This is a genomic window from Klebsiella sp. MBT K-1, from assembly GCF_002556465.1.
Taxonomy (GTDB): domain Bacteria; phylum Pseudomonadota; class Gammaproteobacteria; order Enterobacterales; family Enterobacteriaceae; genus Klebsiella; species Klebsiella grimontii.
This window is the reverse complement of record NZ_PDEL01000001.1, coordinates 279,317-303,075: the sequence shown is the minus strand read 5'-3', so window position 1 is coordinate 303,075 and position 23,759 is coordinate 279,317. Positions and strand designations below refer to the sequence as shown.

Sequence of the window (23,759 nt, the reverse complement as noted above, 5' to 3'; positions counted from 1 at the left end):
TTCGATTTGTAGATCTGGCGAGAGAAAATCTGATGAAAAACTGGAAAACAACTGCAGAAGCAATCCTCACCTCCGGCCCGGTTGTACCGGTGATCGTGGTGAAAAAGCTGGAACACGCTGTGCCAATGGCGAAAGCGCTGGTTGCAGGCGGCGTACGCGTACTGGAAGTGACTCTGCGTACCGAGTGCGCGATGGACGCTATCCGCGCGATCGCCAAAGAGGTCCCGGAAGCGATTGTCGGTGCCGGTACAGTCACCAATGTTGAGCAGCTGAAAGAAGTGACCGAAGCGGGCGCGCAGTTTGCTATCAGCCCGGGCCTGACCGAATCCCTGCTGAAAGCGGCGACCGGCGAAGGCACCATCCCGCTGATCCCGGGGATCAGCACCGTATCCGAGCTGATGCTGGGTATGCAGTATGGTCTGAAAGAGTTCAAATTTTTCCCGGCGGAAGCTAACGGCGGCGTGAAAGCGCTGCAGGCGATTGGCGGCCCGTTCGCGCATATTCGCTTCTGCCCGACTGGCGGCATCTCTCCGGCGAACTATCGTGATTATCTGGCGCTGAACAGCGTGCTGTGCATCGGCGGCTCCTGGTTGGTTCCGGCGGATGCGCTGGAAGCCGGTGATTACGACCGTATCACCAAACTGGCTCGTGAAGCGGTAGAAGGCGCGAAGTAATTTTCGCGCGCTCACCAGAGGCCCGGTCCGCGACCGGGCTTTTTTTTATCCCGCAACAATGACTGCCGAAGCCGCCGCTTTGGCGCGCGTCACCGCTTCCTCAACGTTATCGGCGATCGCCAGCGTCACGCCCAGCCGACGCGAACCGTCGATTTCCGGTTTACCGAACAAACGTAACTGCAGCCCCGCGCCGACCGCGGCCTGAATATTGCTGAAGGTGACGTTCTGGCTGGTCAGCTGCGGCAGGATCACCGCAGAGGCCGCCGGGCCGTACTGGCGAATCGCGCCAATCGGCAGACCGAGGAAGGCGCGAACGTGCAGGGCGAACTCCGATAAATCCTGCGAAATCAGCGTGACCATACCGGTGTCGTGCGGGCGCGGCGAGACTTCGCTAAAAATCACCTCGTCGCCGCAGACGAACAGTTCGACGCCGAACAGGCCGTAGCCGCCCAGCGCCAGCACCACTTGACGGGCGATTTCCTGCGCGCGTTCCAGCGCCAGCGCGCTCATCTGCTGCGGCTGCCAGGATTCACGATAGTCGCCATCCTCCTGACGGTGACCGACCGGCGCGCAGAAGTGTACGCCGTCCGCGGCGCTGACGGTGAGAAGGGTAATCTCGAAATCAAAGTTCACCACGCCTTCAACGATAACGCGTCCGGCTCCGGCGCGGCCGCCCTGCTGCGCATACTGCCAGGCGTCAGCCAGCTGCTCGCTGGAACGAATAAAGCTCTGGCCTTTACCCGATGAGCTCATTACCGGCTTGACGATGCACGGCAGGCCAATCTCGGCGACGGCTTCGCGGAAGGCGGGTTCGCTGTCGGCAAAACGGTAGGCGGAGGTGGGCAGCTTCAGCTCTTCAGCGGCCAGGCGACGGATCCCTTCGCGATTCATGGTGAGCTTTGCCGCACGGGCGGTGGGGACGACTTTCTGCCCGGTCTGCTCCAGCGCGACCAGGGTGTCGGTGGCGATAGCCTCGATTTCCGGCACGATAAAGTCAGGTTTTTCCTGTTCAATCAGCGCCTGCAGCGCTTCGCCGTGCAGCATATTGATGACGTGCGAACGGTGTGCGACCTGCATGGCCGGGGCGTCAGGGTAACGATCGACGGCGATGGTCTCAATTCCCAGGCGCTGGCATTCGATGGCCACTTCTTTACCCAGTTCGCCGGAACCCAACAGCATTACCTTTGTTGCCGCAGGGCGCAGCGCCGTACCTAATACAGTCATAACTCTCTTCCGCAGTAAAAAAACATGCGCCGCATTATAAACGAAAACGTTTGCGCATGTCTTTATGCGCGTCATTTGAGTTCGGCGGGAAAATTTGATATACTGTATAAAAATACAGTATTGAGAGGCTGCATCATGGCGGTTGAAATTAAATATGTAGTGATTCGTGAAGGTGAGGAAAAAATGTCTTTTGCCAGCAAAAAAGAGGCCGATGCTTATGACAAAATGCTCGATCTGGCGGAAGTACTGAACGACTGGCTGGTTGAATGCCCGCTAACGCTTGACGAAGAGCAGCGCGATAGCATGGCGATGTGGCTGGCCGAACGCAAAGATACCCTCAACCATATTCTGCGCTCCGGTAAGCTGCCGGAAGCCGACGGCGCCGCCGAGGCGCCAGCCGATCGCGCAGAAGCAGCAGAAGAGGGCGACAAGACCGACGACGTCGTCGAATCTGAAGCCCCGGCGCCGGCGAAGCCGCGCAAAGCGAAAGCGGTCTGAGTTACGCTGCTGCCGCCAGCGCTTCTGGCGGCAGGCTCCCGCGCTTCCCGGCGCGACATTTGCTCATCTTTAGCTGCCGATAACGTTTCCTGACGTCGCGTCGTTTAGGCTGGTGGTATCGCTTATCGCGCAACGAGGAAATGTATGGCTAACTGGCTTAATCAACTACAGTCTCTGCTGGGTCAGCAGGGGCGGTCTTCTTCATCTGACGATCAACCAAGCGGCAAAAATTTACTCCTGCCGGGCGCGCTCGGCGGGCTGGCAGGTCTGCTGGTTGCCAGTAAATCATCGCGCAAGCTGTTGGCCAAATACGGCACCGGCGCGCTGCTGGTGGGCGGCGGCGCGGTTGCGGGCAGCGTGTTGTGGAATAAATATCAGCAGAAGATGCGCGCCAGCGCGCAGCAGACATCGGCTGATGTCGCGCCCGCACAGGCGCCATCTCCTGCACCGGCCGAACTCGACGCCCGCAGCGAACGGCTGATTATGGCGCTGGTCTTCGCCGCCAAAAGCGATGGACATATCGACGACCGCGAGCGGGCAAATATTGAAGAGCAGCTGCGCGCGGCAAACGTCGACGTCCAGGGCCGGGTGTTAATTGAGCGGGCGCTGGCGCAGCCGCTTGACCCGCAGAGCCTGGCCCACGGCATCAGCAGCGAGCAAGAGGCGCTTGAAGTTTACTATATTAGCTGCGCGGTCATCGATATTGACCACTTTATGGAACGCAGCTACCTCAATGCCCTCGGTGAAGCGCTGAAGCTACCGCAGGACGTGCGCGAAGAGATAGAACGGGATATACAGGCGCAAAAACAGGCCATAACGGCTTAAATCCGTACGTTTCGCTTGCATCGCTGGCGACTTTTGCCACCCTTATATATTGTGTAGTCACGTTACCCTTCAGGCTGCTTTGAGGCAGCCTGAAAATTTTACTACCCAATACAAGCCGCAGAAGAATAAGCAGATGCCACCAAAAGCGAAACGGATCCCCCATGCCATGACCTTACATGGCGACACGCGAATCGATAATTACTACTGGCTACGCGACGACGATCGCTCGCAGCCGGAAGTGCTTGATTATCTGCGCCAGGAAAATGAGTACGGCAAAAAAGTGATGTCTTCGCAAAGTAGCCTGCAGGATAGGGTGCTTAAGGAGATTATCGACCGTATTCCACAGCGCGAAGTGTCGGCCCCCTACAGCAAAAATGGCTATCGCTACCGTCAGGTCTATGAACCGGGCTGCGAGTACGCGATTTATCAACGCCAGCCGGTAGTCAAAGAGGAGTGGGATGAATGGGACGTCCTGCTTGACGGCAACCAGCGTGCGGCCGGTAGCGAATTCTATACCCTCGGCGGATTAGGCGTTTCGCCCGACAATAGCCTGATGGCGGTGGCGGAAGACTATCTCTCCCGGCGGCAGTATAGCTTGCGCTTCTTTCCCTTAAACGACGATCGGCAATTTGCGGAAGTGCTGGAGAACGTGTCGCCTGATTTTGCCTGGAGTAATGATTCGCAGACCCTGTGGTACGTGCGTAAACATCCCACCACGCTGCTACCGTATCAGGTCTGGCGCCACCGTCTGGGGACGCCGGCCAGTGCGGATGTTCTGGTGTATGAAGAGCAGGACGATACTTTTTACGTCAGCGTGCACAAGACGACTTCCCAGCAGTTTGTGGTGATTTATCTGGCCAGCGCGACCACCAGCGAAGTGCTGCTGCTCAATGCGGAAATGACCGACGCCGAGCCGGTCTGTTTTCTACCGCGGCGTAAAGATCATGAATATAGCCTCGATCACTATCAGCACGCTTTTTATCTGCGCTCCAATCGCGAAGGCAAGAACTTCGGTCTTTATCGCAGCACCCTGCGCGATGAGCAGCAGTGGGAGACCCTGATCGCGCCGCGTCACGAAGTGATGCTGGAAGGTTTTACCCTGTTTACCGATTGGCTGGTGGTGGAAGAGCGCCAGCGCGGGCTAACCAGCCTGCGCCAGATCAACCGTAAGACAAGAGAGTCCCAGGGCATTGCCTTTGACGATCCGGCCTATGTGACCTGGCTTGCCTATAACCCGGAGCCGGAAACCTCGCGCCTGCGTTACGGCTACTCCTCCATGACAACCCCGGATACGCTGTTCGAGCTGGATATGAATACCGGCGAGCGGCGGGTGCTGAAACAACAGGAAGTCAAAGGATTTGATGCCAGCCACTACCGCAGCGAGCACCTGTGGATCATCGCCCGCGACGGCGTTGAAGTCCCGGTCTCGTTGGTTTACCGTGATGAACATTTCCGCAAGGGCGCCAGTCCGCTGCTGGTGTACGGCTACGGCTCCTATGGCGCCAGCATGGACGCGGATTTCAGCGCCAGCCGCCTGAGCCTGCTCGACCGCGGCTTTGTATTCGCTATCGCCCATATTCGCGGCGGCGGCGAGCTGGGCCAGCAGTGGTACGAAGACGGCAAGTTTTTGTGCAAGAAAAATACCTTCAACGATTATCTCGACGTCTGCGATGCGCTGCTGGCGCAGGGCTACGGCGATCCGCGGTTTTGCTACGGCATGGGCGGCAGCGCCGGCGGTATGCTGATGGGCGTGGCGGTAAACCAGCGGCCGGAGCTTTTCCACGGCGTGGTGGCCCAGGTTCCCTTTGTGGATGTTCTTACGACGATGCTCGATGAGTCGATCCCGCTGACCACCGGCGAGTTTGAAGAGTGGGGGAATCCCCAGGATGAAGAATACTATCGCTATATGAAAAGCTACAGCCCGTACGACGGCGTTCAGGCACAGACGTATCCGCATCTGCTGGTCACCACGGGCCTGCATGATTCGCAGGTACAATACTGGGAGCCGGCAAAATGGGTGGCGAAACTGCGCGCGCTGAAAACCGACGATAACCTGCTGCTGTTGTGTACCGATATGGATTCCGGCCACGGCGGTAAATCCGGCCGTTTTAAAAGCTATGAGGGCGTGGCGCTGGAGTTCGCGTTTCTGATTGGCCTGGCGCAGGGGACGCTGCCGGGCCAGGCGGAGGTATAGCGCCGATTACTCCCCGAGATAGTGCTTCAGCGTCAGGCGCAGCTCGGGGCTCATGCGATCCAGGTTATTGAACAGCCAGCGCAAATAGCCAGGATCGTTTTCCGCCACTTCCGAGACTGGCTTACCGCGATATTTGCCGAAGGTAAAGGTGGAGAGCAGCGCCGGGCGGCCGGTAATGGTCGCCATCTCTTCAGGCGTCCAGCCGGAGGTGTTGATGATATCGAGCAGCAGGGCGGCGGTGATATAGCAATCATAAAGCGCCCGGTGATGATGCAGTCCCGGTGGCGTCGCGATGCTGAGCTTGCGCGATTTATACAGCCCCATATTGCTGTACTTGATGCCTGGCCACAGGCGGCGCGCCAGCTTCATCGTGCAGATCCACTCGCCCTGCATTTCCGGCAACACCCGGCGGTCAAAGCTGGCGTTATGGGCGACATACCACGGGCTGCCCATATACAGCGGCACAATCTCCTCGATCCACGGCTTATCGGCGACCATCTCTTCGGTGATACGGTGAATCGCCATCGCCTGCGGGCTGATAGGACGATCGGGGCGAACCAGGTGGCTCATGGGATTGGTAATTTGTCCGTCGATGATATCTACCGAGGCGATTTCAACAATGCCTCCCTGCAATCCGCAGGTTTCTGTATCGATTACGCGCAGCATGGCTCGCTCCAGGCCAAAGAAACCAGCGTAATGCAATGCGCAGGTCTTGCCAACTCGGATGTCCGCAGAGGACGGGAATTATTTCTGTTTCGGTTCATAGGGCAGGCGAGAGAGCGAAACGGAGGCCAGCCGATGGGCAATCAGACGCTCGCGAAACCAGCCGCGCAGGTGTTCGGGCTGCTCTCTTTCGACAAGATCGGCGACCACCGGCATATTGTAGCGCTCTTTAAAGGCGACCCCCGCCGCAGCGAGATCGACGTTCACTTTGTCCATCTCCTCCTGGGATAATTTAGCCAGGTTCTTTTCCATCGGTTTCTCCTGTGATAATGCCGCAAAAAGTACTAAGCACGCGGCAAAAAGGCAAGTCTCAGACGCTTAGCTCGACTGCGCCATTATACAGGGTTATTCTCTGTGCTACATACATAACAAAAAGGAATGACAACTATGCCAATCATCGCCGGACGCGCCCTGCGTCTGTCTCTGTTTCTCGCCGGTTGCCTGACCTCCGCAGGCGCATTTGCCCACGCCCATTTGCAACAACCGCTGCCGGCCGCCGGTAGTGAGGTGGACGCGTCACCGCAGGCGCTGACCCTGAGCTTCTCCGAAGGCATCGAAACGCAGTTTAGCGGCGTCACCCTCACCGGGCCGCAGCAGAAAGCGATCCCCCTCGGCAAACCCGTCCGCAGCGACAACAATAAGGCCCAGCTCACGGTACCCGTCGAGCAGGCGTTGACGCCGGGCGCATATACCGTTGACTGGCACGTGGTCTCCGTAGATGGCCATAAGACGAAAGGACAATACACCTTTACCGTGAAGTAAGCCGATGCTCAGTGCCGTCTATGTCAGCCTGCGCTTTATCCATTTCATCACGCTGATGGTCGCTTTCGGCTGCCTGCTTTACGGCGCGTGGTGGGCGCCAGCGGCCTTGCGCCGTCTGATGATGCAGCGCTTTTATCCGCTAATGCGCCATTTACTGTTGGCTAGCGCGCTGTCGGCGCTGCTGATGCTGATGGCGCAGGGCGGCCTGATGGGTAACGGCTGGCCTGATGTCTGGCAGCCGGCCATCTGGCAGGCGGTGGCCAGGACGCAGTTTGGCGGCGTGTGGGTATGGCAAATTTTACTCGCCTTTGTGGCGTTGGCGGTGGTCTGGCTGAAGCCCCGACGCCCGGGACGTTTACTGCTGGTGCTGTTTTGCGCCCAGTTGCTGCTGCTGGCGGGCGTCGGACATGCCGCGATGAACGATGGCTGGCTGGGGATAGTGCAGCGGACCAATCATGCGCTGCATCTGTTTTGCGTGGCCAGCTGGTTTGGCGGTCTGCTGCCGTTTATCTACTGCCTTCGCCTGGCGCACGGCCGCTGGCGGCAGGCCGCCATATGCACCATGATGCGGTTTTCGCGCTACGGGCATCTGGCGGTTGCCGGCGCCATCGCCAGCGGCGCGGTAAATGCGCTGCTGATCCAGGGCGGGTTGATTAGCGCCTCGCCCTGGGGGCGTATGCTGTTGTTCAAATGTGCGCTGGTGGCGGCAATGGTGGCAATTGCGCTGGTGAACCGGTATGTTCTGGTGCCACGCATGTCGGCAGGCGGAACGCGAGCGGAGCAGCTCATCGTGCGCACCACGCAGATAGAGATTGCGCTGGGGGCGCTGGCGCTGTTTGCCGTCAGCCTGTTTGCCACCTGGGAACCTTTCTGAATAAACTGGTTAAATCATGAAAAAAATCGTTCTGACAATGTTGTTATTGGCAAGTTCTGGCGCTGCGCTGGCGGCGCCGCAGGTGATTACCGTCAGCCGCTTTGAGGTGGGTAAGGAGAGCTGGGCGTTTAACCGTGAAGAGGTGATGCTGACCTGCCGTCCGGGCAATGCGCTGTTCGCCATCAATCCCAGCACGCTGGTGCAGTACCCGCTAAACGACATCGCCGAGCAGCAGATGAAAGACGGTAAAACTAACGCGCAGCCGATTTCCGTGATCCAGATTGACGATCCGCAGCAGCCGGGACAAAAAATGAGCCTGGCGCCCTTTATTGAGCGCGCGCAGAAGCTCTGCTGATCGCTGCCTGCATCCCGCTGTATTTACATGAAAAAAACCGCCATCCCCCGATATCGGGCGTGGCGGTTTTTTGTTGGCATCAGCAATTTTGATACGAATTATTCGTCCACTTTTGTCACGGACTGGAAAACCTGACACGGTAAACTATTCTTATAAGGCAAGGCGACTTAGCCTGCATTAATGCCAACTTTTAGCGCACGGCTCTCTCCCAAGAGCCATTTCCCTGGACCGAATACAGGAATCGTGTTCGGTCTCTTTTTATCTATTTTTCACAAATCGCAGATTCCCTTGCAAAACCCCACTCGCTTTTTTCGGGGCTTTTTTCTTATACCACAACAATAATTTCCTAAACATTTCTTTTACAAAAAATCGTCTGCTAACGTTTTAGTAGCTAACGGTCACCAGTACGGTATCGGTATAGGTTCCGGCAGGCTGGTTACTCTGGGTCGGGTTTATCTTTAGGATATAGTTTGCGGGCTGCGCGGCGCCGGAGCCGGTCACGCTGAGATTGTTATTTTCCGTCCATGCGCTGCCGTTGGGCTGGTAAAACTGATACTGCAGCCAGGCGGTAGCCTGGTTCGCGATAGGCTGGCTCATCTGCCGCCAGTCGCCGACGCTGGCGTTGGTGCTGGCGAGGTTGACGGTATAGGCCGCGTTTTTCGTGCAGCGGATGGCAAGCTGGCCGCTGTAGTTGCTAAAACCGGACGGAAGGGCGGCAGAGGCAAATTCGACGTCCGGCGCGCTGTCGATATAGCAAACATTGGTCACCTTCACCGACACATTGACCGTTGAGGTCAGGGTGCCGTTATTCGGAATACATATCTTAATGCCCAGTAGGTCGAGCCCGACGTAGCAGAACCGGTACACCCAGGTGATGGTTAACACATCGCTATAGGTACCGGCGGGGACGTTGGCTCCCGGGGTGGTTCTGAAGTAGAGCGGCATGGTGCCGTCGCTTGAGTTAAATAAACCCAGCAGTTCGAGCAGCGTTGTTCTGGACCAGCTAATAACGCCCCCGTCCTGATAGGCCGGCGAGCACGAAGCGTCAGAACAGACGCTGTAAGGGATGGCGTCGCCCGCGCCATTAAGCAACCGCGGAACGCCGTTGCTCTTGTTGGCCGACGACAGGGTGGCGCTTAATGTGTTGGTTGAGTTCAGCGCCACCAGTTCCGGGGTACAGTAAAACCCTGCGCCAGCCATCACGCCCTGAGGCGCGCTGTTGAGGGCAAAGGAATCCACCGGTCCGATAACCGGCGCGCTGGTTTTGATGCTGCAAGCGGCCAGCGCGTTGCTCGTTAGCCCAAGGAGAAAGAGCAGCGCGCAGATCGGGAGGATACTTTTCAACTTGATCTCCACTGTTATGGATGACAGCTAACCGGACCTATCCGTTGCGGAACCGGCGTTGTTTCCGGGAGCGCAAAGCGCACGCGGCATGGAAACGCCCCGGCGTTGACTATGACTTCATTGTCGCGCGTGAGATGCGAGAACCAGGCGACGCCGTCGTAGCCCACCAGACCGCGCTGTTTGCTGTTCACTTCCTCGACGGGCGTACCGACCGGTAGCGGCTGTCCCTGAGCATCGACGAAGACAATGGTTGCCGAACGCACGCGGTTAACCGGGAATTCAACCAGCGCGCCGCTGCCTTCACGCACGGCGATGCGCTTCTCCACCGTCAGCGCTTCGGTGTCCGTTGGCAATGGCAGCGTATCGAGGGTGATTTTTCCCGGATACCACGCCGTCGCCCATGGGATCAGCAAATGGCCGTTTTTATCCGTCACGCCGACTTTGCGGTTTTCATAGTTCACCGCAATATTCGGGTAGTTACCGGTGGAGACAACGATAAACGCGTCGTTAATCTGCCGGGTGAAGAACAGACTGTTATCCATCAGCACCACCGATCCCGTGGCTTCAAACCAGCTGTGACGATCGTTGCGCGAGCCGTAGTAGCCTCCGCTCAACGTTGACACGCGGTTGATCCAGGTGAGATCCGCCTGGCTATAATTATCGCCGCCCACCGAATGGGCGAGGTTCCAGCCAAGCCCGCCTTCTGCCGGGGCGGAGCGGTTGAGGCTGATATTTTCGCCCCATTGACCGGAGCTGGCGCGCTGGCCGCTTAACTGCATAGAGCTTTGCGAATCGAAAGGGATGATGATCTGCAGCATGCTGGAGTAACTACCTTCTTGCAGATCGCGGTTTACGCTCAGGTTGAGGCTGCTGCTAAGCCACAGGCTACGGCTCCAGGAGAGGTTCAGCAGGCGGGTGCGCGAACGATCCTCTGCCTGGATATCAAAGTAGCCAATGCTAAAAGAACCGAGGGCGCTTCCCCACGGACTCAGGCTCAGCGTGGCCTGGTCTGACTGGCGGCTGAGCGTGGCGCTAGAGCCATAGGTGCTGAGGTTGTCGTAGCTGGCGCTGCGGCGGATATGCTGATAGTTCACTCCCCAGCTGTTGCCGTAGTAGGAGTAACCCGAGGTGAACTGGTTTCCGTCTCCTTCGCCGCGGCTGGCGCTGCCCGACAGGCTGAGGGTACCCAGATTTCCTACCCCAATATCGCCGCCTAGCCCGGCATTGGTTAATCCCTGACGGTCTTCGGTATGCGCCGAGAGCGTAAGCCAGTGGGTTAATCCATAGCGATAAATCGCGCTCACCGCGCCGGCGCCATAATCGGCATTCTTGATGCCGTAGTTGTTGCGCAGGGCGCCAAGGGTGAAATCAAAATCGCTCAGGCCTTCCCGCAGGAGGGTATTGGAGACATAAAAAGGAACGCTGGTGGAGACCTGGCGGCCAAGGGCGTCGGTGGTCACTACCGTCGCTTCGCCGGCGCCGCTGATCCACGGCACGTTGGTCAGCGTATAGGGGCCGCCATTAACCTGCGACGAGCTGGTTTTATAACCGTTAATAAACAGGTCGACGCTTGAAGGGACCGCCGCGCTGCCGGATAAGTTAAGCAGCGGATATGTCACCAGATCCGGGCGAACGCTGAAGTTGCGGCTTATGCGTAGCCCCCCCATGCGCACGGAACTGCTCCAGGTCAGGGCGTTACTGACCACGTCGCCGGCCTGGTAGCTTATCATCTGCTCGCTATCGCTGTATTTCCACAGGGTGTCGTAGCGCATATAGCCCTGCTGTTGATAGCCCGTTGCAGACCAGTTTTGCCGGATCGCGGCGTTATTGGAAAGGACGCCCGGCGGACCAAAAAGACGCGTTTCGGTGAAGGTGCTGGTGGTTTGCGTGCCGCCGGATGAAAAGAGGCTGTAAGCGTCGTAGTTAAATAAAATCCCCGGACTGCCGATCGCGGCCTGGTATTGTTGTCCCATGGTCTCCCCGATGCGCTGTTCGGGGAGCCACTGGTCCGGAACCTGAAGCTTAAGCACTTGCCCCGGCTGGTCGTATTCCACCTTAACCGAGGGGAGCGTCGTGACATCCACCAGCGCATCGTGGGTTTGCAGAGGAATATGCGCTTGCCTTAGAACGCTGGCCGCGACCCAGTAGTGACCAGCGTTGACCTTTACCGGAACGGCGTTGGCAAGGATATTGCCGTTGACCGATAAGCTGAGGTACAGCTCATACTCCTGCTTTTCGCCGTAGGATGCCGCGGGGGCGGGCAGTGAATCATAGGTCGCGGCGCAGGCCGTCACCGACGCCATCGCCAGCAGGCCTCCGGACGCCGTCCTTTTCAGGTCTCTCATTTTCAACGATTCGCCGGAATTTCCACCGCCTGACCGTTATCCGTTAATTTCGCGAACAGATGCATACCTGATGGCACGGAAGACTTTCCGCCGCTCGGGAAACAGGCCTTTTTCTGCGCCAGAACGTAGCCGAGAAGGCCATTAGCCTGGGAAATTTGGCCTTTGCCGCTCGCGTTCGCCCAGTAAACCGTACTGAGCCTGGCGTGTTGACTGCCTCTATTCTCGATGCACAGCGTCTGGCGGTTATTTTGCTGCGCGAGCGACCAACGCAGCGTCGTCCTTACCGATTCGACTGAACCCGCGTTCTTTAGCGGCGCGAGGCCTTGCCCATAGGTAAACAGCGGCAGGACATAGCGCATGCGCATTTTCAGCCCTGCAGAGCTCTGTTCCGTCTGGGCTACCGGCTGCGCGGCTGGGATCTCATCGATAACAATGCGGTAGGACTGCTCTTTGCCGTTGGCGATGGGGGCGACGCGCATGAGCCGCACCAGCTGGCGCTGCCCCGGCGCTACCGTGGTAAAAGGGGGGCTGGCGACAACATCGCGCTGGTCGGCGTAGACGTCCGCTGACGCTTTTTGATCCCAGGCAAAAACGCGCAGCTGCAAATTAACCGGCGAACTGCCGCGATTCTCCAGCCACAGTTCAGAACCTTTCTCATGGCTTTCGATAGTTTGAAAGATAGGCCATACCAGGACGGAGCTTGCGGCCAGAACCGATGAGGGAAGAGATAAAGCGAATATAAACGGCGCAAATCTACAGCGAATCATAGTTAACCTGTGAATTATCTAATAGGTCAGCGTGACGGTGACCGTGTCGGTATAGGAGCCCACCGCCGGGAAGCCATTCGTGGCAAAAAGGCGGCCATAAACCGTGTAGGTTTGCGTGGTGCTCGGAAATGATGCGACGCTCAAGGCTTGCGTACTGTTGCCCCAAACGTTAGCGCGGTTGGCGTCCTGATAAAGCTGATACGCCAGGGTGTTGTTGTTGCCGTTCGACATGTAGCGCTGGCTGGCTGAGCCGCCGTTGACGCCATAGTCGAGGGCGATTGAAATAGCGGTGCCGGGCGTGCAGGTGACGATGATTGAGCCTGCGCCAGAGGTACTGGCGACATCAACGTTGCTGTATAGCGATGACAGGGTGCCAAAACTCAGGGTGCCGAAATCTGTTGTTTGGGAGCCGTCTCCGGCGCCAAGCGCGCAGCCTGCGGCGATCTGCGCGGAGACTTTAAACGTCTTCTGGACAACGGCGGCATGGGTGCCTGAGGTAAAAAGCAGAATTAATGTAAGCCACTCGGGTCGAAGCATGACGCCCATTTTCCTTATGCGATTACCAGGTTAACGTCGCGGTGACGATGTCGTCATACACATCGGCCGTCGGCGCATTGACGCTCTGGTCTTCGGGGCGGATGCGGGCAAAAACAGGAATAGCCTGAGGATTGCCGGTGCCAACGATAGGTATCGTGCCGCCGGGCAAAATTTCATTACTGCGGGCGGCATCTGAATAGAGTCGATAGGCAATCTGCTGGGTACCGCCGGCGTTTTTCATATAGCGCAGCGCTGCATCGCCAAACTGGCCGCCGTCAAGCGTCAGGGTCGAGTCGAGGTCCTCGGTGCAGGTCACGGTTAGCGCGCTTCCGCCGCCGCTGCCGGTGACTTCCGCATCAATGGAGTTGGCGAGATCGCCATAGGCGCCGAAATTAATGTTGCCCCAGCGGTTATTCTCGCCATTGCGGACGTTCGATACGCTGCATCCGCTGCCGAGCGTCACCTGGACGCCAATCTGGCCGCTTAAGGTTCCCGCTGCGAAAGCCGGTTGACTAATAACGATGGCGCTCAGTAAGCCGCCCAGCACACTGCGCGAGATGGTTTTGACGTTCATAGAGAACCTCTTAGTGGAAAGCCGCTGAAGAAAAACAACAATATAGTGATAGACGTTGGTCACCGGGTAACTGCCGCAGTTTTGTTGGTTAACGTATAACTACTCCTGCGGAATATGTGTAATTTTGTATTAATTGCTGATAATTTGTTTTTTATTGGTTTGTTGTGCTGTGTTAGTGCTATTTATATGGAACCAAATGCTTTATGTTAATTAATTGTTGGTGTTATGTTTTTTATTTGTGTTTTCAAGGGGGCGTAAAAATAAGGTGATTTTTTTTAAATCACAATCTGGCGCAAACTTTGCAACAAAAAATCTGGACAAAAAGCCGGGCGTAGACACTGGGCGCCGTGCAGTGAGGGAGAGGAGAAAACACCTGCACGAAATCAGGCCCATAGTGCAGGTGAAATGTACGGGCCAACATCGGAAGAGACCCAGTATACACATTTGTATGACAAATGAAATAATAGACAAGAAACGGCATTAACTTTTTTAGCGGTTATTTTTCTGAGCGCTTGACGGGTTATTTCCGGATGAAAGGAAGACCGTAACTTACGGGATAAAAATAATCGGTAAGAATTTATTCCGGCGTGACGAAGGAGGGATACAGCCATGTTTCCAGAAAGCTCACCAGGAACCATATTTGCCCGCTAAAAATAAACCACAAAGCAGCGGCCAAAATAATCAGCAGGATAGCCAGCAGGAGTATTTCAGTTTTGCTCATAACTTCACTAGCCGTCCGTAAGGAATACAACGAAGTTATGATAGTAACTAAAGCGCCGTAGAAGATGCAAACGCCGTCGTGCTAAACGGCGTTGATGAAACGGCTGGAGATCTAATCCATGAGTATCGCCATCTGAGCGGCCATATCATCCAGCAGTTGAAAGCGGCGACGATATTCAGCGCGCTTCTTGCTGGCGATGCTCTCAAGCGTCTTTCTTTCCAGCTGCAGCGGTAAGCGCCAGCGCCAGTCGCCGTCGGCGACGCCATCGATAGATTGCCAGAACTCATCGTAGCTGGCGTGAAAATGACGTCCTTTACTCAGCCGATAGCGCAGCGCGCGGAAGACGTGACCGTTATCGCTGACCCCGTAAATATGATGAACGTGGCAGCGCGCCGCCATCAACCAGATAAACTCCAGCAGCAGGCGTTTTGGGAACAGGCCGTAACAGGCGCGCGTCGCCCGCTTAATTACGTCATGCGGGATATTGCTGCGCGGCCCCTGCAGACCGCCGATGGTCAGCTGCCATTGCTCCTGCTGGCGGGTGACGCTAAAGGTCGCGCTGGCCAGCACGGTCTCATCGCTATCGCGCAGCCATAGCGTCGTCTCGCCCTCGCGTTCGGCTTTACCCGCCGAGGAGGCGGAGAGCGTAAACCGGCTGTCGTCTTTGCCCGTTAGCTCAAGCAGCGGCGTCTCTTTCGCGGCGGTCATGGCGCCCGCAAGGCGCGAGCCTCCCAGGGAATCGACAAACTGGTAGTGGCTGATAATGGCCTGCGCGCGCTGGCTGGCGTTTAATCCGCGGGTCAAATACTGGCGATGAACTTTGCCCGGCAGCGTCACCTGAGCGGCCAGCAGCTGATTGAAGTCCGCGCGCGCCGCCAGGCTCTCCAGCATGCTGCGCGTTGGCGCATAAAATAATGCCGTGCGCAGCAAAAACTTAAGCCGGTAATGGCGTTGTTGCCAGATGGGGGCAGGGGTTAGCCGACCCATCACCAGATCGGCAATAAGATTTGGGCGTCGTTCAACTACGCTGGCTGAATGCAGGCTGTTATCCGTCACGATGAATACCTCGGAGTTATTTAGCCTCTATTCTATGGATATATCGCGGGGAGCTTAATGCCCCGCCGGACTATATTTGCCTTTCGTTTAAAGTCGATTGAGGTGCCAATATTACGGGCGTTGAAGTGACGGATTTTTCCTATAATTATGCCAGGAGGACATAATATGTATCAGCGCATTAACGGTTCCGCCTGGCGTAATATCTGGCTGGTGGGCGACCTGCACGGCTGTTTCGCACGTCTGATGGCGGCCCTTCGCGAGCGCAGGTTTGACCCTTATCAGGACCTGCTTCTCTCGGTGGGCGATCTGATCGATCGTGGGCCACAAAGCGCGCAATGCCTGGATTTACTGCGCTATCGCTGGGTTTGCGCGGTGCGTGGAAACCATGAGCAGATGGCGCTGGAGGCGCTTGCGGGCGGCGAGATGCGGCTCTGGGAGATGAACGGAGGCGGCTGGTATACGCAATCCCCGCAGAACCAGAGGCGGTGCCTTGCGGAGCTTATCGCCTCCTGCCGCGACCTACCGCTGATTATCGAACTCCACAGCGGTGGGCAGGTGCACGTGATTGCCCATGCTGATTACCCCGCCGCGGTATATCGCTGGCAGCGCGCCGTCGATGAGCATCAGGTGTTGTGGCGTCGGCAGCGGCTTACCGACCATTTCGCCGGGCGACACGGCGCGATTGCTGGCGCCGATCATTTCTGGTTCGGCCATACGCCGCTCCAACGGCGCTACGACAGCGATAACCAGCATTATATCGATACAGGGGCCGTATTTGGTGGAGAGCTAACCCTGGTGGCGCTACAGCTGGCGGGCTAAAAATCGCTGTATTCTCGGGCGGGGAGCCAGAAACTGTCGATAAAATCTTCTACCGGAAAGCAGCCGCCGTGGCGTATCCGCTGATCGTCCATGGCGGTTATGCACTGCCGCTCGTTATCGTAAACATCAACAACGATATCTTCACAGCCGCCGTCCAGGTAACAAATAAACAGTACTAAGGCAAACATCCTGGCCTCATATCCTGAAAAACATATTGTTAAGTGTAGGAGATGTCGGAAAAGCGGGGAAATAAATAACCCGTCTCAGGCGACGGGTTCATTTGAATCAGGCGAGGCGCATGATCCAGGCATCGGACTGGCGATCGTAGTGCTTACGGTAGAGGACGGAATGTTCACCATCAAGTATGGCGGGCACGCTGGTGTCCGCGTCCCATGCATCAAGCTGCATGCATAAATCCGGATCGGATTTGCAGGGAATGCTTAACGTTCGCTCTCCCTGCTGTTCGCCGTGCAGTTCGGCGTCGTCTATTTCAAACGCGCCGATACGTACGCTGGTTTTACTCATAAATTCACCCCGTTTGTCTGCTAATTTGTGGTACGACCAGTTGAGGCCGACATTTTTCAGCGTAGACAAACGGGCGTAAAGCGCCAGTGAAAAAGTGCTGTTTTTCGAGGCGCCATCACGCTTTTTTGCTAAAAAGCTTACCGTCGCGCACCAGTTCGCGGGGATAGCTGTTTTTTAAACGCGACCCGACTTTTTTCGCCAGCCCGAGCGGCGCGCCCTGATAGGTGACAATCGCATCATCCTTCTCCGGGAGCGTTTCCGGATAGACGTCGCGACCGCGGTACCACTCTTCCGCTTCGGCCTGAGTTAGCGCAAAGGGCGCGGCCGGCGCGGCAAGCGCAATCACCGCTTCGTGCTGCCAGCGGTAGCCTTTGTTGTGGGTTTCGGCGAGCCGGATCCCGATGCGGGAAAAGCGCACTTTACCGAACAGCGCTTCGAGCGCCTGCGGGAAGAGCCAGATCTCTTTATCACGCTGCCAGAGCGTATGCTCGGCGCTCCACTGCAGACCGACCGCGGCGGCGGCGGCAATAACGGCGGCGGATTCGCGGGTTTTAAGCGGCGTGAAGGGGAATTTCCCGACTTTATAGCCCGGCGCCGGGAGCGGCTCGATGGCGGCGGTTTTGCGTAAGCGGGCGACGAAGAACCCTTCGCAGTCAAAAATCTGCGGAAAGACGTGCAGGAAACCCTCGTCGGTCAGCGCTTCGCTGGCCTGGGGGAACAGCGAGCCGAGCGGCAGAACTTGCACCGCCTGCGGATAGCGCGCTAGCAGCCCGTTGACCACCTCTTCGTTTTCTTGCCGGTTCAGGGTGCAGGTGGAGTAAACCAGCGTCCCGCCGGGGCGAAGGGCGTGAAACGCGCTGTCGATAAGTTCACGCTGGGTTAGCGCGATCTCCGCGTTGCTTTCCGGTGACCAGTTTTTCAGCGCATCGGGGTCTTTACGTACTACCCCTTCGCCGGAGCAGGGGGCGTCGAGCAGGATCGCGTCAAAGCATTCCGGCAGCGCGGCGCCGAATACCCGACCATCGAAATGGGTCAGCGCCACGTTGCTAATTCCGCAGCGGCTGATATTGGCGTGCAGGACTTTAACCCGGCTGGCGGAATACTCATTGGCCAGAATGCCGCCTTCATTGCCCATGCGCGCGGCGATTTGCGTGGTTTTAGAGCCCGGCGCGGCGGCGACATCCATCACCCGCTGCGGCGTTTCACCATCGGCAAACAGCGCGGCGACCGGCAGCATGGAGCTGGCTTCCTGGATATAAAACAGCCCGCTAAGATGCTCGGCCGTGCTGCCCAGCGGCAGGTCGTCTTCGTCTTCACGCTCGATCCAGAAACCCTCTTCGCACCACGGAACCGGCGTGAGCTGCCAGCGATAGGGGGCTACCAGCTGCAAAAAATCAGCCACCGTGATTTTCAGCGTATTGACGCGAATGCTCCGCCGCAGCGGGCGCTGGCAGGCGGCGATAAAGTCGTCAAAAGAGAGATGCGTCGGCATGGCCGCACGCATTTGAGCGAGGAATTCTTCAGGAAGATAGACAGCGTTTTGAGCCACGGGGAGCGCACCACAAGGAAAAAAGGGGGCGTAGTTTACCATAAAGGCTCCGGCGGCGGACACCGGAGCCTGTTATGCTTAGCGCGGCAGGGCGGTGCCCCATTCGCGCCACTCTTTCGGTTCGCTCTCCAGCAGCAGGAAGTGTTTGCCATCCTGCGCTTTCGGCGCCAGCGGCGTACCCGGAGGCGTGGCAAACGCGATACCGCCGCGAATGAACTGATTAAAGGTACCGGTTTTCACCACCCCGCCAATCAGGCCAAAGTCGAGGCTATAGCCGGAAGCCAGCCAGAACACCGAGTTGTTGCGCACCAGATACTGATAACGCTTGCTGATTCGCAGCTGTACCATCACGCGATCCGACATCGAACCGAGCATCAGGCCGGTCACCGTGCCCACTTCGAGCCCGCGGAACAGTACCGGCGTGCCGATACCCAGCGAACCCGCTTCCGGTACTTCGACGATAATGCTCAGGCCGTCGATATAGCGTGAATCACTGATCGTGGTTTCCTGAATTTCGAAATCACGACGCGGTGAACCGCGGCCAGGCTCGACGTTGATATAGGCCTGGAAAAGGGTATCCAGATGTTCAACGCCCGCCGCGGAAATCTGCGGCGTAATCACCGAGAAACGCGTTCCGGCGCGGGCAAAGGTGTTGACGTATTCCGGGTAGAGCACCGCTTTCGCCTGCACTTCGTTTTTCGCGGTAATTAAATTCAGCGACTGGATCTGACCAATATCGATCCCCAGATAGCGAATCGGCATCCCTTCGGCGATTTTACCGGCGTCGAAGGCGTGCAGGGTTATCTGCCCACCCACCGCGCGAGCGGCGGTTTCCGACGCATACAGCACCCGTTTGTTATCGATCCGCGCGCTGGCGCTGGCGCCGCTGAGGTTATCAAAGCTAATCGCGCCCTTCAGCGCGCGGGAGAGCGGGGAAGCCTGCACCGTCAGACCGCTGCCGTTAAGCTGCACTTTGGCGCCGCCTTCGGCCCAGAACACGCTGTTGCTGGTCAGCAGATGGCGATACTCCGGCTTGATATGGATATTGATCTCAAAGGCGTTTTTGCGCGGCTGAACGGTGATGATCTCCCCGACCGCAAATTTACGGTACAGCACCACGGAGCCGGCCTGCACGTCCGGCAGCGTCTCAGCTGAGAGCGTAAGCGTGGTGGTCGGCAGATCGCTCATGCTGTTTTCCAGCGCCTTTTCCTGGTTTGCATACAGCGGATAGCGGCTTTGCATCGCACCCTTGTCGCCCGGAATAATGCGGATCCCGCCGTTGACCCATTCGCTGGCGCTGGCGCCGAGGAACTGCACGCCGTCGATGCCGACTTTGACGTCAATCCGGCTGTTGACCACGAATTTGCTATCGCCGCGAACCAGTGAACGGTACTCCGGCATAATCGCCACCTGGAACGTGACGCCATCGGCGTTCAGCTTGCGCTCCAGAACCTGACCAATCTGGACGCCATGCAAAATCAGCGGCTGCCCGGCGTCGATACCGTAGCTCTCCGGCGCGGTGAGCGTGACGGTCGCGACATCCGGTTCTTCCAGAATGGATTTATCGGCAGGCAGTACCGCAAACTGGTTGCGCGGCTCACCTTCACCGGGGACCAGTTCAAAGGTAGTGCCGGTCAGCAGGGCGCTGACGCTGGGGTTATCCAGAGAGATTTTCGGCTTCTTCATCTGAATCAGCGTCTTCTCGCGCAGCAGGCTGACGACGCTCGGATCGACGGTCATTTCGCCGGTCACTTTCCCGTCGGAATTGAGATTCATCTTGCTGAGCTGGCCAACCTCGAGACCCTGGTACATCAGCGGCGTAGAGCCGGCTTTTAAGCCCGCGCCGTCGGGAAGATCCAGTTTGACCACCACCCCACGCTGGCTGTGCGCCAGGTCTTCATATAAATGATAATCCGTGTTCTGCTGAGCCTGCGCAGAGTCATCGGGGGAATCAAAGGCGATGGCGCCGTTCACCAGCGCCGAGAGGCTATCCAGCTGGACCTTCGCGCCGCTCAGGCTGACATCTGCTTTCACGCCGGAGACGTTCCAGAAACGGCTCTCTTTTTTCACCAGGTTCGTGAAACGGCGCTCGATCAGTACGTCAATCGTGACGCCCTGATTGTTCGGGTTAATAGCGTAGTCATACACCCGGCCGACCGGAATTTTGCGGAAATAGACCAGCGAGCCGCTGGTTAACGAGCCCAAATCCGCTGACTTGAGATGAATCATCAGCTCGCCGTTATTGATGTGATACTTCGGCTGGGTGTCGAGAGCGACAAAGTGATCCTCAGGCTCGCCCTGACCGGGCATCATGCCGATATAGTTGCCGCCAACCAGCGCATCGAGGCCCGACACGCCGGCAAGAGAAGCTTTCGGCGTCACCAGCCAGAACTGCGTCTCCTTGCGCAGCGCATCTTTCATATCGCCTTTGACGCTGGCTGAAACCTCAATTTTACTCAGATCTTTACTCAGCGAGATATTCTCGACCGTACCGACTTCTACCCCCTGATAGCGGATAGGCGTGCGCCCAGGAACGATACCGTTGGCCGACTGGAAGTCGATAACGATCGTCGTACCGCGATCCTGATAGCTGGTCCATATCAGCCAACCGGCAATCAGTAGCGCAATGACCGGCAGCAGCCAGAAGGGCGAAATGCGGCGTTTAGTTTTAATTTTGGCTTCAGTCGGCGAAGCGGGCGTTTCCTGACTCATGTGCGTCCCAAAGTAAGCGGCTGTCCAGCCATTCAACAGCAAGGATAGTTAATATTACCGCGGCGCCAAAATAGACCGCGGCGGGCCCCATCGTAAACGCGAGGAGCTGATCGCGGTTGATCAGCGACATGGTTAATGCGATGACAAAAAGATCCAACATAGACCAGCGGCCGATCCAGGTAATCAGCCGCAGCAGCAGGATGCGGGTACGTAACCCCTGTTCACACTTGAATTGTATGCTGACCAGCAGGGTAAACAATACAATAACTTTGGTGAATGGGACCAGGATACTGGCGATGAACACCACTCCGGCGATGGCCACGTTGCTGCTGGCCAGCGACATAATGCCGGAAAGAATGGTGTCGTCCTGGCGCGCGCCGTTGACGTAGATAATCGAGATCGGCAGCAGGTTGGCAGGCAGCAGGAAAACCATCGACGCGATCAGCGCGGCCCAGCTCTTTTGCAGGCTTTGGCGGCGCCTGTGGCGCAGGGGCGTGTGACAGCGGCGGCAGCGCCCACGGGAATCACGATGTCCGGTATAATGACAGCCGAGACAAACCTGGAGATTATTGTCCGGCCGCAGCGCCGGGCGCTGGGGATAAAAACGCTCCCACAGCTCCTCAACGTTCATATGAATAAGCGTCAGGATGCTGAGCAGGGTGAGCGCGATATAGGCGATAAGCCCGATGCCGGGCTGCAGAAAGGCGTAATCTTGTACTTTGATTGAGGCGACGCCGATACCGACCAGGTAAATATCCAGCATCACCCACTCTTTGAGCCGCTCCAGCATCAGCAGTATCGGGCGCAGATTCATGCCCAGCACGTTACCCAGCCACAGGTAGGCGATTGAGACGACCAGCAGCACCGGCGCGACGACCGCGCAAAACAGCACCATCGCCGCCGTGAGCGGATCGCCCTGGCCGGTCATTTGCCAGATGCCCTGAAGGACGTTAGCGTCGATGCGCACGCCTAAGAGATGTAAGCGCAGAAGCGGTTCGCTCCAGGCAAAAGGCATCAGCAGCAGCATCGCGATCGCCATGCTGCCCAGCCGGGTAAGCGACCAGTCGCGGCCATCGCGCACTTTGGCGTTGCAGCGAGGACACCAGGCGCTTTGATTCTTTTTGAGGACCGGTAAACGAAACAGCAGATCGCACTGCGGGCAGCGCTGATAGTGAGCGTGCGCAACAGGCGCGCTGACCGAGTAGACGATCATTTTTTTTGCTGGCGTAATCCTGGGTGTTTTTAGTGGCATTTATAGCTTACAGAAATGAGTGTATCTCTCTATCTTAACTCAGGAATGAATTCATCTTGAGCATGAATGCATTTAAAGCTTATTTTATTAGGCTGTAAGTGTAAGGTAGTAAGACAACTAAGCGAATAAATAATGAACAAACAAGAATTCTACGCGGATCTGAACCGCGATTTTCAGGCGTTAATGGCAGGCGAAACCAGTTTTCTGGCCATGATTTCAAATACCAGCGCGCTGCTGTTCGAGCGGCTGGCTGAAGTGAACTGGGCCGGTTTTTATCTCCTGGAAGGCGATACGCTGGTCCTTGGCCCGTTCCAGGGCAAGCTGGCCTGCGTGCGGATTCCGGTAGGGCGCGGCGTATGCGGCGCTGCCGTTGCGCAGAATCGCGTGCAGCGGGTAGAAGACGTTCACGCGTTTGATGGTCACATCGCCTGCGACGCCGCCAGTAATTCGGAAATTGTCTTCCCGTTACGGGTGAACGATCGGACTATCGGCGTGCTGGATATCGATAGCACGGCCCATTCCCGCTTCACCGCTGAAGATGAGCAGGGGCTGGCAGAACTGGTCGCGCATCTGGAAAAACTCATTTCTGCGACTGATTATCAAAAAATATTCACCCGCGTCGCAGGATAATCAACGGATAACGTAGCATTTACCGATGACGTCATTATAATGACGCCTGTTCATGCCTGCGGCTTGTTGGCTACGTCCGTTGTAATCAGGAAATTTCATGGAAAATCAACCTAAGTTGAATAGCAGTAAAGAAGTCATTGCGTTTCTGGCCGAACGCTTCCCTCAGTGTTTTAGCGCTGAAGGCGAAGCTCGTCCCCTGAAAGTCGGTATTTTTCAGGATCTCGTTGAGCGCGTTGGCGGAGAGATGAATCTCAGCAAAACCCAACTTCGCGCTGCACTGCGTCTTTATACTTCGAGCTGGCGTTACCTGTACGGCGTTAAGCCTGGCGCAGTCCGCGTTGACCTCGACGGCAACCCGTGCGGCGAACTGGAAGAGCAGCATGTCGCTCACGCCCGCCAGCAGCTTGAAGAAGCAAAAGCCCGCGTCCAGGCGCAGCGTGAAGCGCAGCAAGCGAAAAAACGCGAAGCCGCCGCCGCCGCTGGCCAGCCGGAAGAGGGGGCTCGTCGCGAGCGTAAACCTCGTCCTCAGGCTCAGGCGCGTCGTAAAGAAGGCGCTGAGCAGCGTAAACCGCGCCCGACACCAGCAGCTAAAGCGCCGCGCGAAGAGCGTCATACCCCTGTATCAGATGTGTCTGTATTGACCGTTGGCCAGGCACTGAAGGTGAAAGCAGGTAATAATGCAATGGACGCCACCGTCCTGGAAATCACCAAAGATGGCGTTCGTGTACAGCTGACTTCTGGTATGTCAATGATTGTACGCGCAGAACACCTGGTGTTCTGAAACGGAGGCCGGGCCAGG

The 23,759-nt window shown here is 57.2% G+C and carries 24 protein-coding genes and 1 pseudogene; 10 read left to right on the top strand and 15 right to left on the bottom strand.

All coding sequences use genetic code 11. The features are described 5' to 3' along the window. The first annotated feature begins 32 nt into the window (after positions 1–32). The gene (locus tag CMQ96_RS01385) at positions 33–674 is read left to right on the top strand and encodes a bifunctional 4-hydroxy-2-oxoglutarate aldolase/2-dehydro-3-deoxy-phosphogluconate aldolase (protein ID WP_004103368.1); all 642 of its coding nucleotides are present in this window, start codon (positions 33–35) and stop codon (positions 672–674) included. A gap of 45 nt (positions 675–719) precedes the next feature. Here CMQ96_RS01385 and purT read toward each other — a convergent pair whose 3' ends face one another. Next, complete coding sequence (gene purT, locus CMQ96_RS01380) at positions 720–1,898, bottom strand: formate-dependent phosphoribosylglycinamide formyltransferase (RefSeq protein ID WP_004134812.1); 1,179 nt, start codon at positions 1,896–1,898, stop codon at positions 720–722. A gap of 135 nt (positions 1,899–2,033) precedes the next feature. Between purT and CMQ96_RS01375 the strand changes: the two genes are divergently transcribed. The 3 genes from CMQ96_RS01375 to ptrB all read left to right on the top strand — a co-directional run bounded on the left by CMQ96_RS01375 (position 2,034) and on the right by ptrB (position 5,415). Then, entirely contained in the window at positions 2,034–2,396 is a 363-nt protein-coding gene (locus tag CMQ96_RS01375) for a YebG family protein (protein WP_098065726.1), read from the top strand. Positions 2,397–2,540: 144 nt separating this feature from the next. Next, the gene (locus tag CMQ96_RS01370) at positions 2,541–3,221 is read left to right on the top strand and encodes a tellurite resistance TerB family protein (RefSeq protein ID WP_098065724.1); all 681 of its coding nucleotides are present in this window, start codon (positions 2,541–2,543) and stop codon (positions 3,219–3,221) included. A 133-nt stretch (positions 3,222–3,354) separates the two neighbouring features. Continuing rightward, on the top strand, positions 3,355–5,415 hold the full coding sequence (gene ptrB / locus CMQ96_RS01365) for an oligopeptidase B (RefSeq protein WP_098065722.1): 2,061 nt from the start codon (positions 3,355–3,357) through the stop codon (positions 5,413–5,415). Positions 5,416–5,421: 6 nt separating this feature from the next. Here the strand turns inward: ptrB and exoX are convergent, their stop codons facing one another. Together exoX and CMQ96_RS01355 are read right to left on the bottom strand one after the other, a co-directional pair. After that, positions 5,422–6,081, bottom strand: coding sequence for an exodeoxyribonuclease X (gene exoX / locus CMQ96_RS01360; RefSeq protein WP_024359869.1), 660 nt, complete (start codon positions 6,079–6,081; stop codon positions 5,422–5,424). Between the two features lie 78 nt (positions 6,082–6,159). Next, complete coding sequence (locus CMQ96_RS01355; protein WP_004103351.1) at positions 6,160–6,390, bottom strand: DNA polymerase III subunit theta; 231 nt, start codon at positions 6,388–6,390, stop codon at positions 6,160–6,162. A 135-nt stretch (positions 6,391–6,525) separates the two neighbouring features. Here CMQ96_RS01355 and yobA point away from each other — a divergent pair, with 135 nt between their 5' ends. From yobA to CMQ96_RS01340, 3 genes are read left to right on the top strand one after another with little or no spacing between them, the layout of a single operon-like run. Next, positions 6,526–6,900 (top strand): CopC domain-containing protein YobA, encoded by a 375-nt coding sequence (gene yobA / locus CMQ96_RS01350; RefSeq protein WP_004134817.1) that lies wholly within the window; start codon positions 6,526–6,528, stop codon positions 6,898–6,900. Between the two features lie 4 nt (positions 6,901–6,904). Beyond that, on the top strand, positions 6,905–7,774 hold the full coding sequence (gene copD / locus CMQ96_RS01345) for a copper homeostasis membrane protein CopD (RefSeq protein WP_098065720.1): 870 nt from the start codon (positions 6,905–6,907) through the stop codon (positions 7,772–7,774). A gap of 16 nt (positions 7,775–7,790) precedes the next feature. Further along, positions 7,791–8,129 (top strand): YebY family protein, encoded by a 339-nt coding sequence (locus CMQ96_RS01340; protein ID WP_004103344.1) that lies wholly within the window; start codon positions 7,791–7,793, stop codon positions 8,127–8,129. Between the two features lie 384 nt (positions 8,130–8,513). Here the strand turns inward: CMQ96_RS01340 and CMQ96_RS01335 are convergent, their stop codons facing one another. The 7 genes from CMQ96_RS01335 to CMQ96_RS01310 form a co-directional block, all read right to left on the bottom strand. Beyond that, positions 8,514–9,473 carry a spore coat protein U domain-containing protein gene (locus tag CMQ96_RS01335; protein WP_049085573.1) on the bottom strand — a complete coding sequence of 320 codons (960 nt, stop codon included), beginning with the start codon at positions 9,471–9,473 and terminating at the stop codon, positions 8,514–8,516. Between the two features lie 14 nt (positions 9,474–9,487). Beyond that, positions 9,488–11,818 (bottom strand): fimbria/pilus outer membrane usher protein, encoded by a 2,331-nt coding sequence (locus CMQ96_RS01330; protein ID WP_098065718.1) that lies wholly within the window; start codon positions 11,816–11,818, stop codon positions 9,488–9,490. A gap of 2 nt (positions 11,819–11,820) precedes the next feature. Further along, positions 11,821–12,585, bottom strand: coding sequence for a molecular chaperone (locus CMQ96_RS01325; RefSeq protein WP_098065716.1), 765 nt, complete (start codon positions 12,583–12,585; stop codon positions 11,821–11,823). An 18-nt stretch (positions 12,586–12,603) separates the two neighbouring features. Next, positions 12,604–13,122: a spore coat U domain-containing protein gene (locus CMQ96_RS01320; RefSeq protein ID WP_049099811.1), complete on the bottom strand. Its 519-nt coding sequence runs from the start codon at positions 13,120–13,122 to the stop codon at positions 12,604–12,606. A 22-nt stretch (positions 13,123–13,144) separates the two neighbouring features. Continuing rightward, a complete protein-coding gene (locus CMQ96_RS01315) occupies positions 13,145–13,696 on the bottom strand; it encodes a spore coat U domain-containing protein (protein ID WP_049089569.1) in 552 nt (183 codons plus the stop codon). 577 nt (positions 13,697–14,273) lie between these two features. After that, positions 14,274–14,417: an Ecr family regulatory small membrane protein gene (locus CMQ96_RS28595; RefSeq protein ID WP_149267520.1), complete on the bottom strand. Its 144-nt coding sequence runs from the start codon at positions 14,415–14,417 to the stop codon at positions 14,274–14,276. A 111-nt stretch (positions 14,418–14,528) separates the two neighbouring features. Beyond that, positions 14,529–15,473, bottom strand: coding sequence for a VirK/YbjX family protein (locus CMQ96_RS01310; RefSeq protein ID WP_098065714.1), 945 nt, complete (start codon positions 15,471–15,473; stop codon positions 14,529–14,531). Positions 15,474–15,638: 165 nt separating this feature from the next. On the opposite strand from CMQ96_RS01310, the gene pphA reads away from it, so the two are divergent. Continuing rightward, the gene (pphA, locus tag CMQ96_RS01305; protein ID WP_098065712.1) at positions 15,639–16,292 is read left to right on the top strand and encodes a protein-serine/threonine phosphatase; all 654 of its coding nucleotides are present in this window, start codon (positions 15,639–15,641) and stop codon (positions 16,290–16,292) included. On the opposite strand, the gene CMQ96_RS01300 is transcribed toward pphA, so the two are convergent. The 5 genes from CMQ96_RS01300 to yebS form a co-directional block, all read right to left on the bottom strand. Continuing rightward, positions 16,289–16,480, bottom strand: coding sequence for a YebW family protein (locus tag CMQ96_RS01300; RefSeq protein ID WP_004134836.1), 192 nt, complete (start codon positions 16,478–16,480; stop codon positions 16,289–16,291). The genes pphA and CMQ96_RS01300 overlap by 4 nt on opposite strands. A gap of 97 nt (positions 16,481–16,577) precedes the next feature. Further along, positions 16,578–16,817: a YebV family protein gene (locus CMQ96_RS01295; protein WP_004103329.1), complete on the bottom strand. Its 240-nt coding sequence runs from the start codon at positions 16,815–16,817 to the stop codon at positions 16,578–16,580. A gap of 115 nt (positions 16,818–16,932) precedes the next feature. Then, complete coding sequence (rsmF, locus tag CMQ96_RS01290; RefSeq protein ID WP_049287116.1) at positions 16,933–18,366, bottom strand: 16S rRNA (cytosine(1407)-C(5))-methyltransferase RsmF; 1,434 nt, start codon at positions 18,364–18,366, stop codon at positions 16,933–16,935. Between the two features lie 78 nt (positions 18,367–18,444). After that, positions 18,445–21,078, bottom strand: coding sequence for a PqiB family protein (locus CMQ96_RS01285; protein ID WP_004122010.1), 2,634 nt, complete (start codon positions 21,076–21,078; stop codon positions 18,445–18,447). Next, the gene (gene yebS, locus CMQ96_RS01280; protein ID WP_049099796.1) at positions 21,047–22,330 is read right to left on the bottom strand and encodes a membrane integrity lipid transport subunit YebS; all 1,284 of its coding nucleotides are present in this window, start codon (positions 22,328–22,330) and stop codon (positions 21,047–21,049) included. Before yebS ends, CMQ96_RS01285 begins: the two co-directional genes overlap by 32 nt. A 132-nt stretch (positions 22,331–22,462) precedes the next feature. Between yebS and CMQ96_RS01275 the strand changes: the two are divergent. Together CMQ96_RS01275 and proQ are read left to right on the top strand one after the other, a co-directional pair. Then, positions 22,463–22,976: pseudogene (locus CMQ96_RS01275) on the top strand (GAF domain-containing protein). A gap of 81 nt (positions 22,977–23,057) precedes the next feature. Further along, positions 23,058–23,741, top strand: a complete 684-nt coding sequence (proQ, locus tag CMQ96_RS01270; protein ID WP_098065710.1) for an RNA chaperone ProQ — start codon at positions 23,058–23,060, stop codon at positions 23,739–23,741. The last annotated feature ends 18 nt before the right edge of the window (positions 23,742–23,759 follow it).

Coding starts and splice junctions, on each gene's coding strand:
- CMQ96_RS01385 (WP_004103368.1), top strand. CDS start 33: ATGAAAAACTGGAAAACAACTGCAGAAGCAATCCTCACCTCCGGCCCG.
- purT (WP_004134812.1), bottom strand. CDS start 1,898: ATGACTGTATTAGGTACGGCGCTGCGCCCTGCGGCAACAAAGGTAATG.
- CMQ96_RS01375 (WP_098065726.1), top strand. CDS start 2,034: ATGGCGGTTGAAATTAAATATGTAGTGATTCGTGAAGGTGAGGAAAAA.
- CMQ96_RS01370 (WP_098065724.1), top strand. CDS start 2,541: ATGGCTAACTGGCTTAATCAACTACAGTCTCTGCTGGGTCAGCAGGGG.
- ptrB (WP_098065722.1), top strand. CDS start 3,355: ATGCCACCAAAAGCGAAACGGATCCCCCATGCCATGACCTTACATGGC.
- exoX (WP_024359869.1), bottom strand. CDS start 6,081: ATGCTGCGCGTAATCGATACAGAAACCTGCGGATTGCAGGGAGGCATT.
- CMQ96_RS01355 (WP_004103351.1), bottom strand. CDS start 6,390: ATGGAAAAGAACCTGGCTAAATTATCCCAGGAGGAGATGGACAAAGTG.
- yobA (WP_004134817.1), top strand. CDS start 6,526: ATGCCAATCATCGCCGGACGCGCCCTGCGTCTGTCTCTGTTTCTCGCC.
- copD (WP_098065720.1), top strand. CDS start 6,905: ATGCTCAGTGCCGTCTATGTCAGCCTGCGCTTTATCCATTTCATCACG.
- CMQ96_RS01340 (WP_004103344.1), top strand. CDS start 7,791: ATGAAAAAAATCGTTCTGACAATGTTGTTATTGGCAAGTTCTGGCGCT.
- CMQ96_RS01330 (WP_098065718.1), bottom strand. CDS start 11,818: ATGAGAGACCTGAAAAGGACGGCGTCCGGAGGCCTGCTGGCGATGGCG.
- CMQ96_RS01325 (WP_098065716.1), bottom strand. CDS start 12,585: ATGATTCGCTGTAGATTTGCGCCGTTTATATTCGCTTTATCTCTTCCC.
- CMQ96_RS01320 (WP_049099811.1), bottom strand. CDS start 13,122: ATGCTTCGACCCGAGTGGCTTACATTAATTCTGCTTTTTACCTCAGGC.
- CMQ96_RS01315 (WP_049089569.1), bottom strand. CDS start 13,696: ATGAACGTCAAAACCATCTCGCGCAGTGTGCTGGGCGGCTTACTGAGC.
- CMQ96_RS28595 (WP_149267520.1), bottom strand. CDS start 14,417: ATGAGCAAAACTGAAATACTCCTGCTGGCTATCCTGCTGATTATTTTG.
- pphA (WP_098065712.1), top strand. CDS start 15,639: ATGTATCAGCGCATTAACGGTTCCGCCTGGCGTAATATCTGGCTGGTG.
- CMQ96_RS01300 (WP_004134836.1), bottom strand. CDS start 16,480: ATGTTTGCCTTAGTACTGTTTATTTGTTACCTGGACGGCGGCTGTGAA.
- CMQ96_RS01295 (WP_004103329.1), bottom strand. CDS start 16,817: ATGAGTAAAACCAGCGTACGTATCGGCGCGTTTGAAATAGACGACGCC.
- CMQ96_RS01285 (WP_004122010.1), bottom strand. CDS start 21,078: ATGAGTCAGGAAACGCCCGCTTCGCCGACTGAAGCCAAAATTAAAACT.
- yebS (WP_049099796.1), bottom strand. CDS start 22,330: ATGCCACTAAAAACACCCAGGATTACGCCAGCAAAAAAAATGATCGTC.
- proQ (WP_098065710.1), top strand. CDS start 23,058: ATGGAAAATCAACCTAAGTTGAATAGCAGTAAAGAAGTCATTGCGTTT.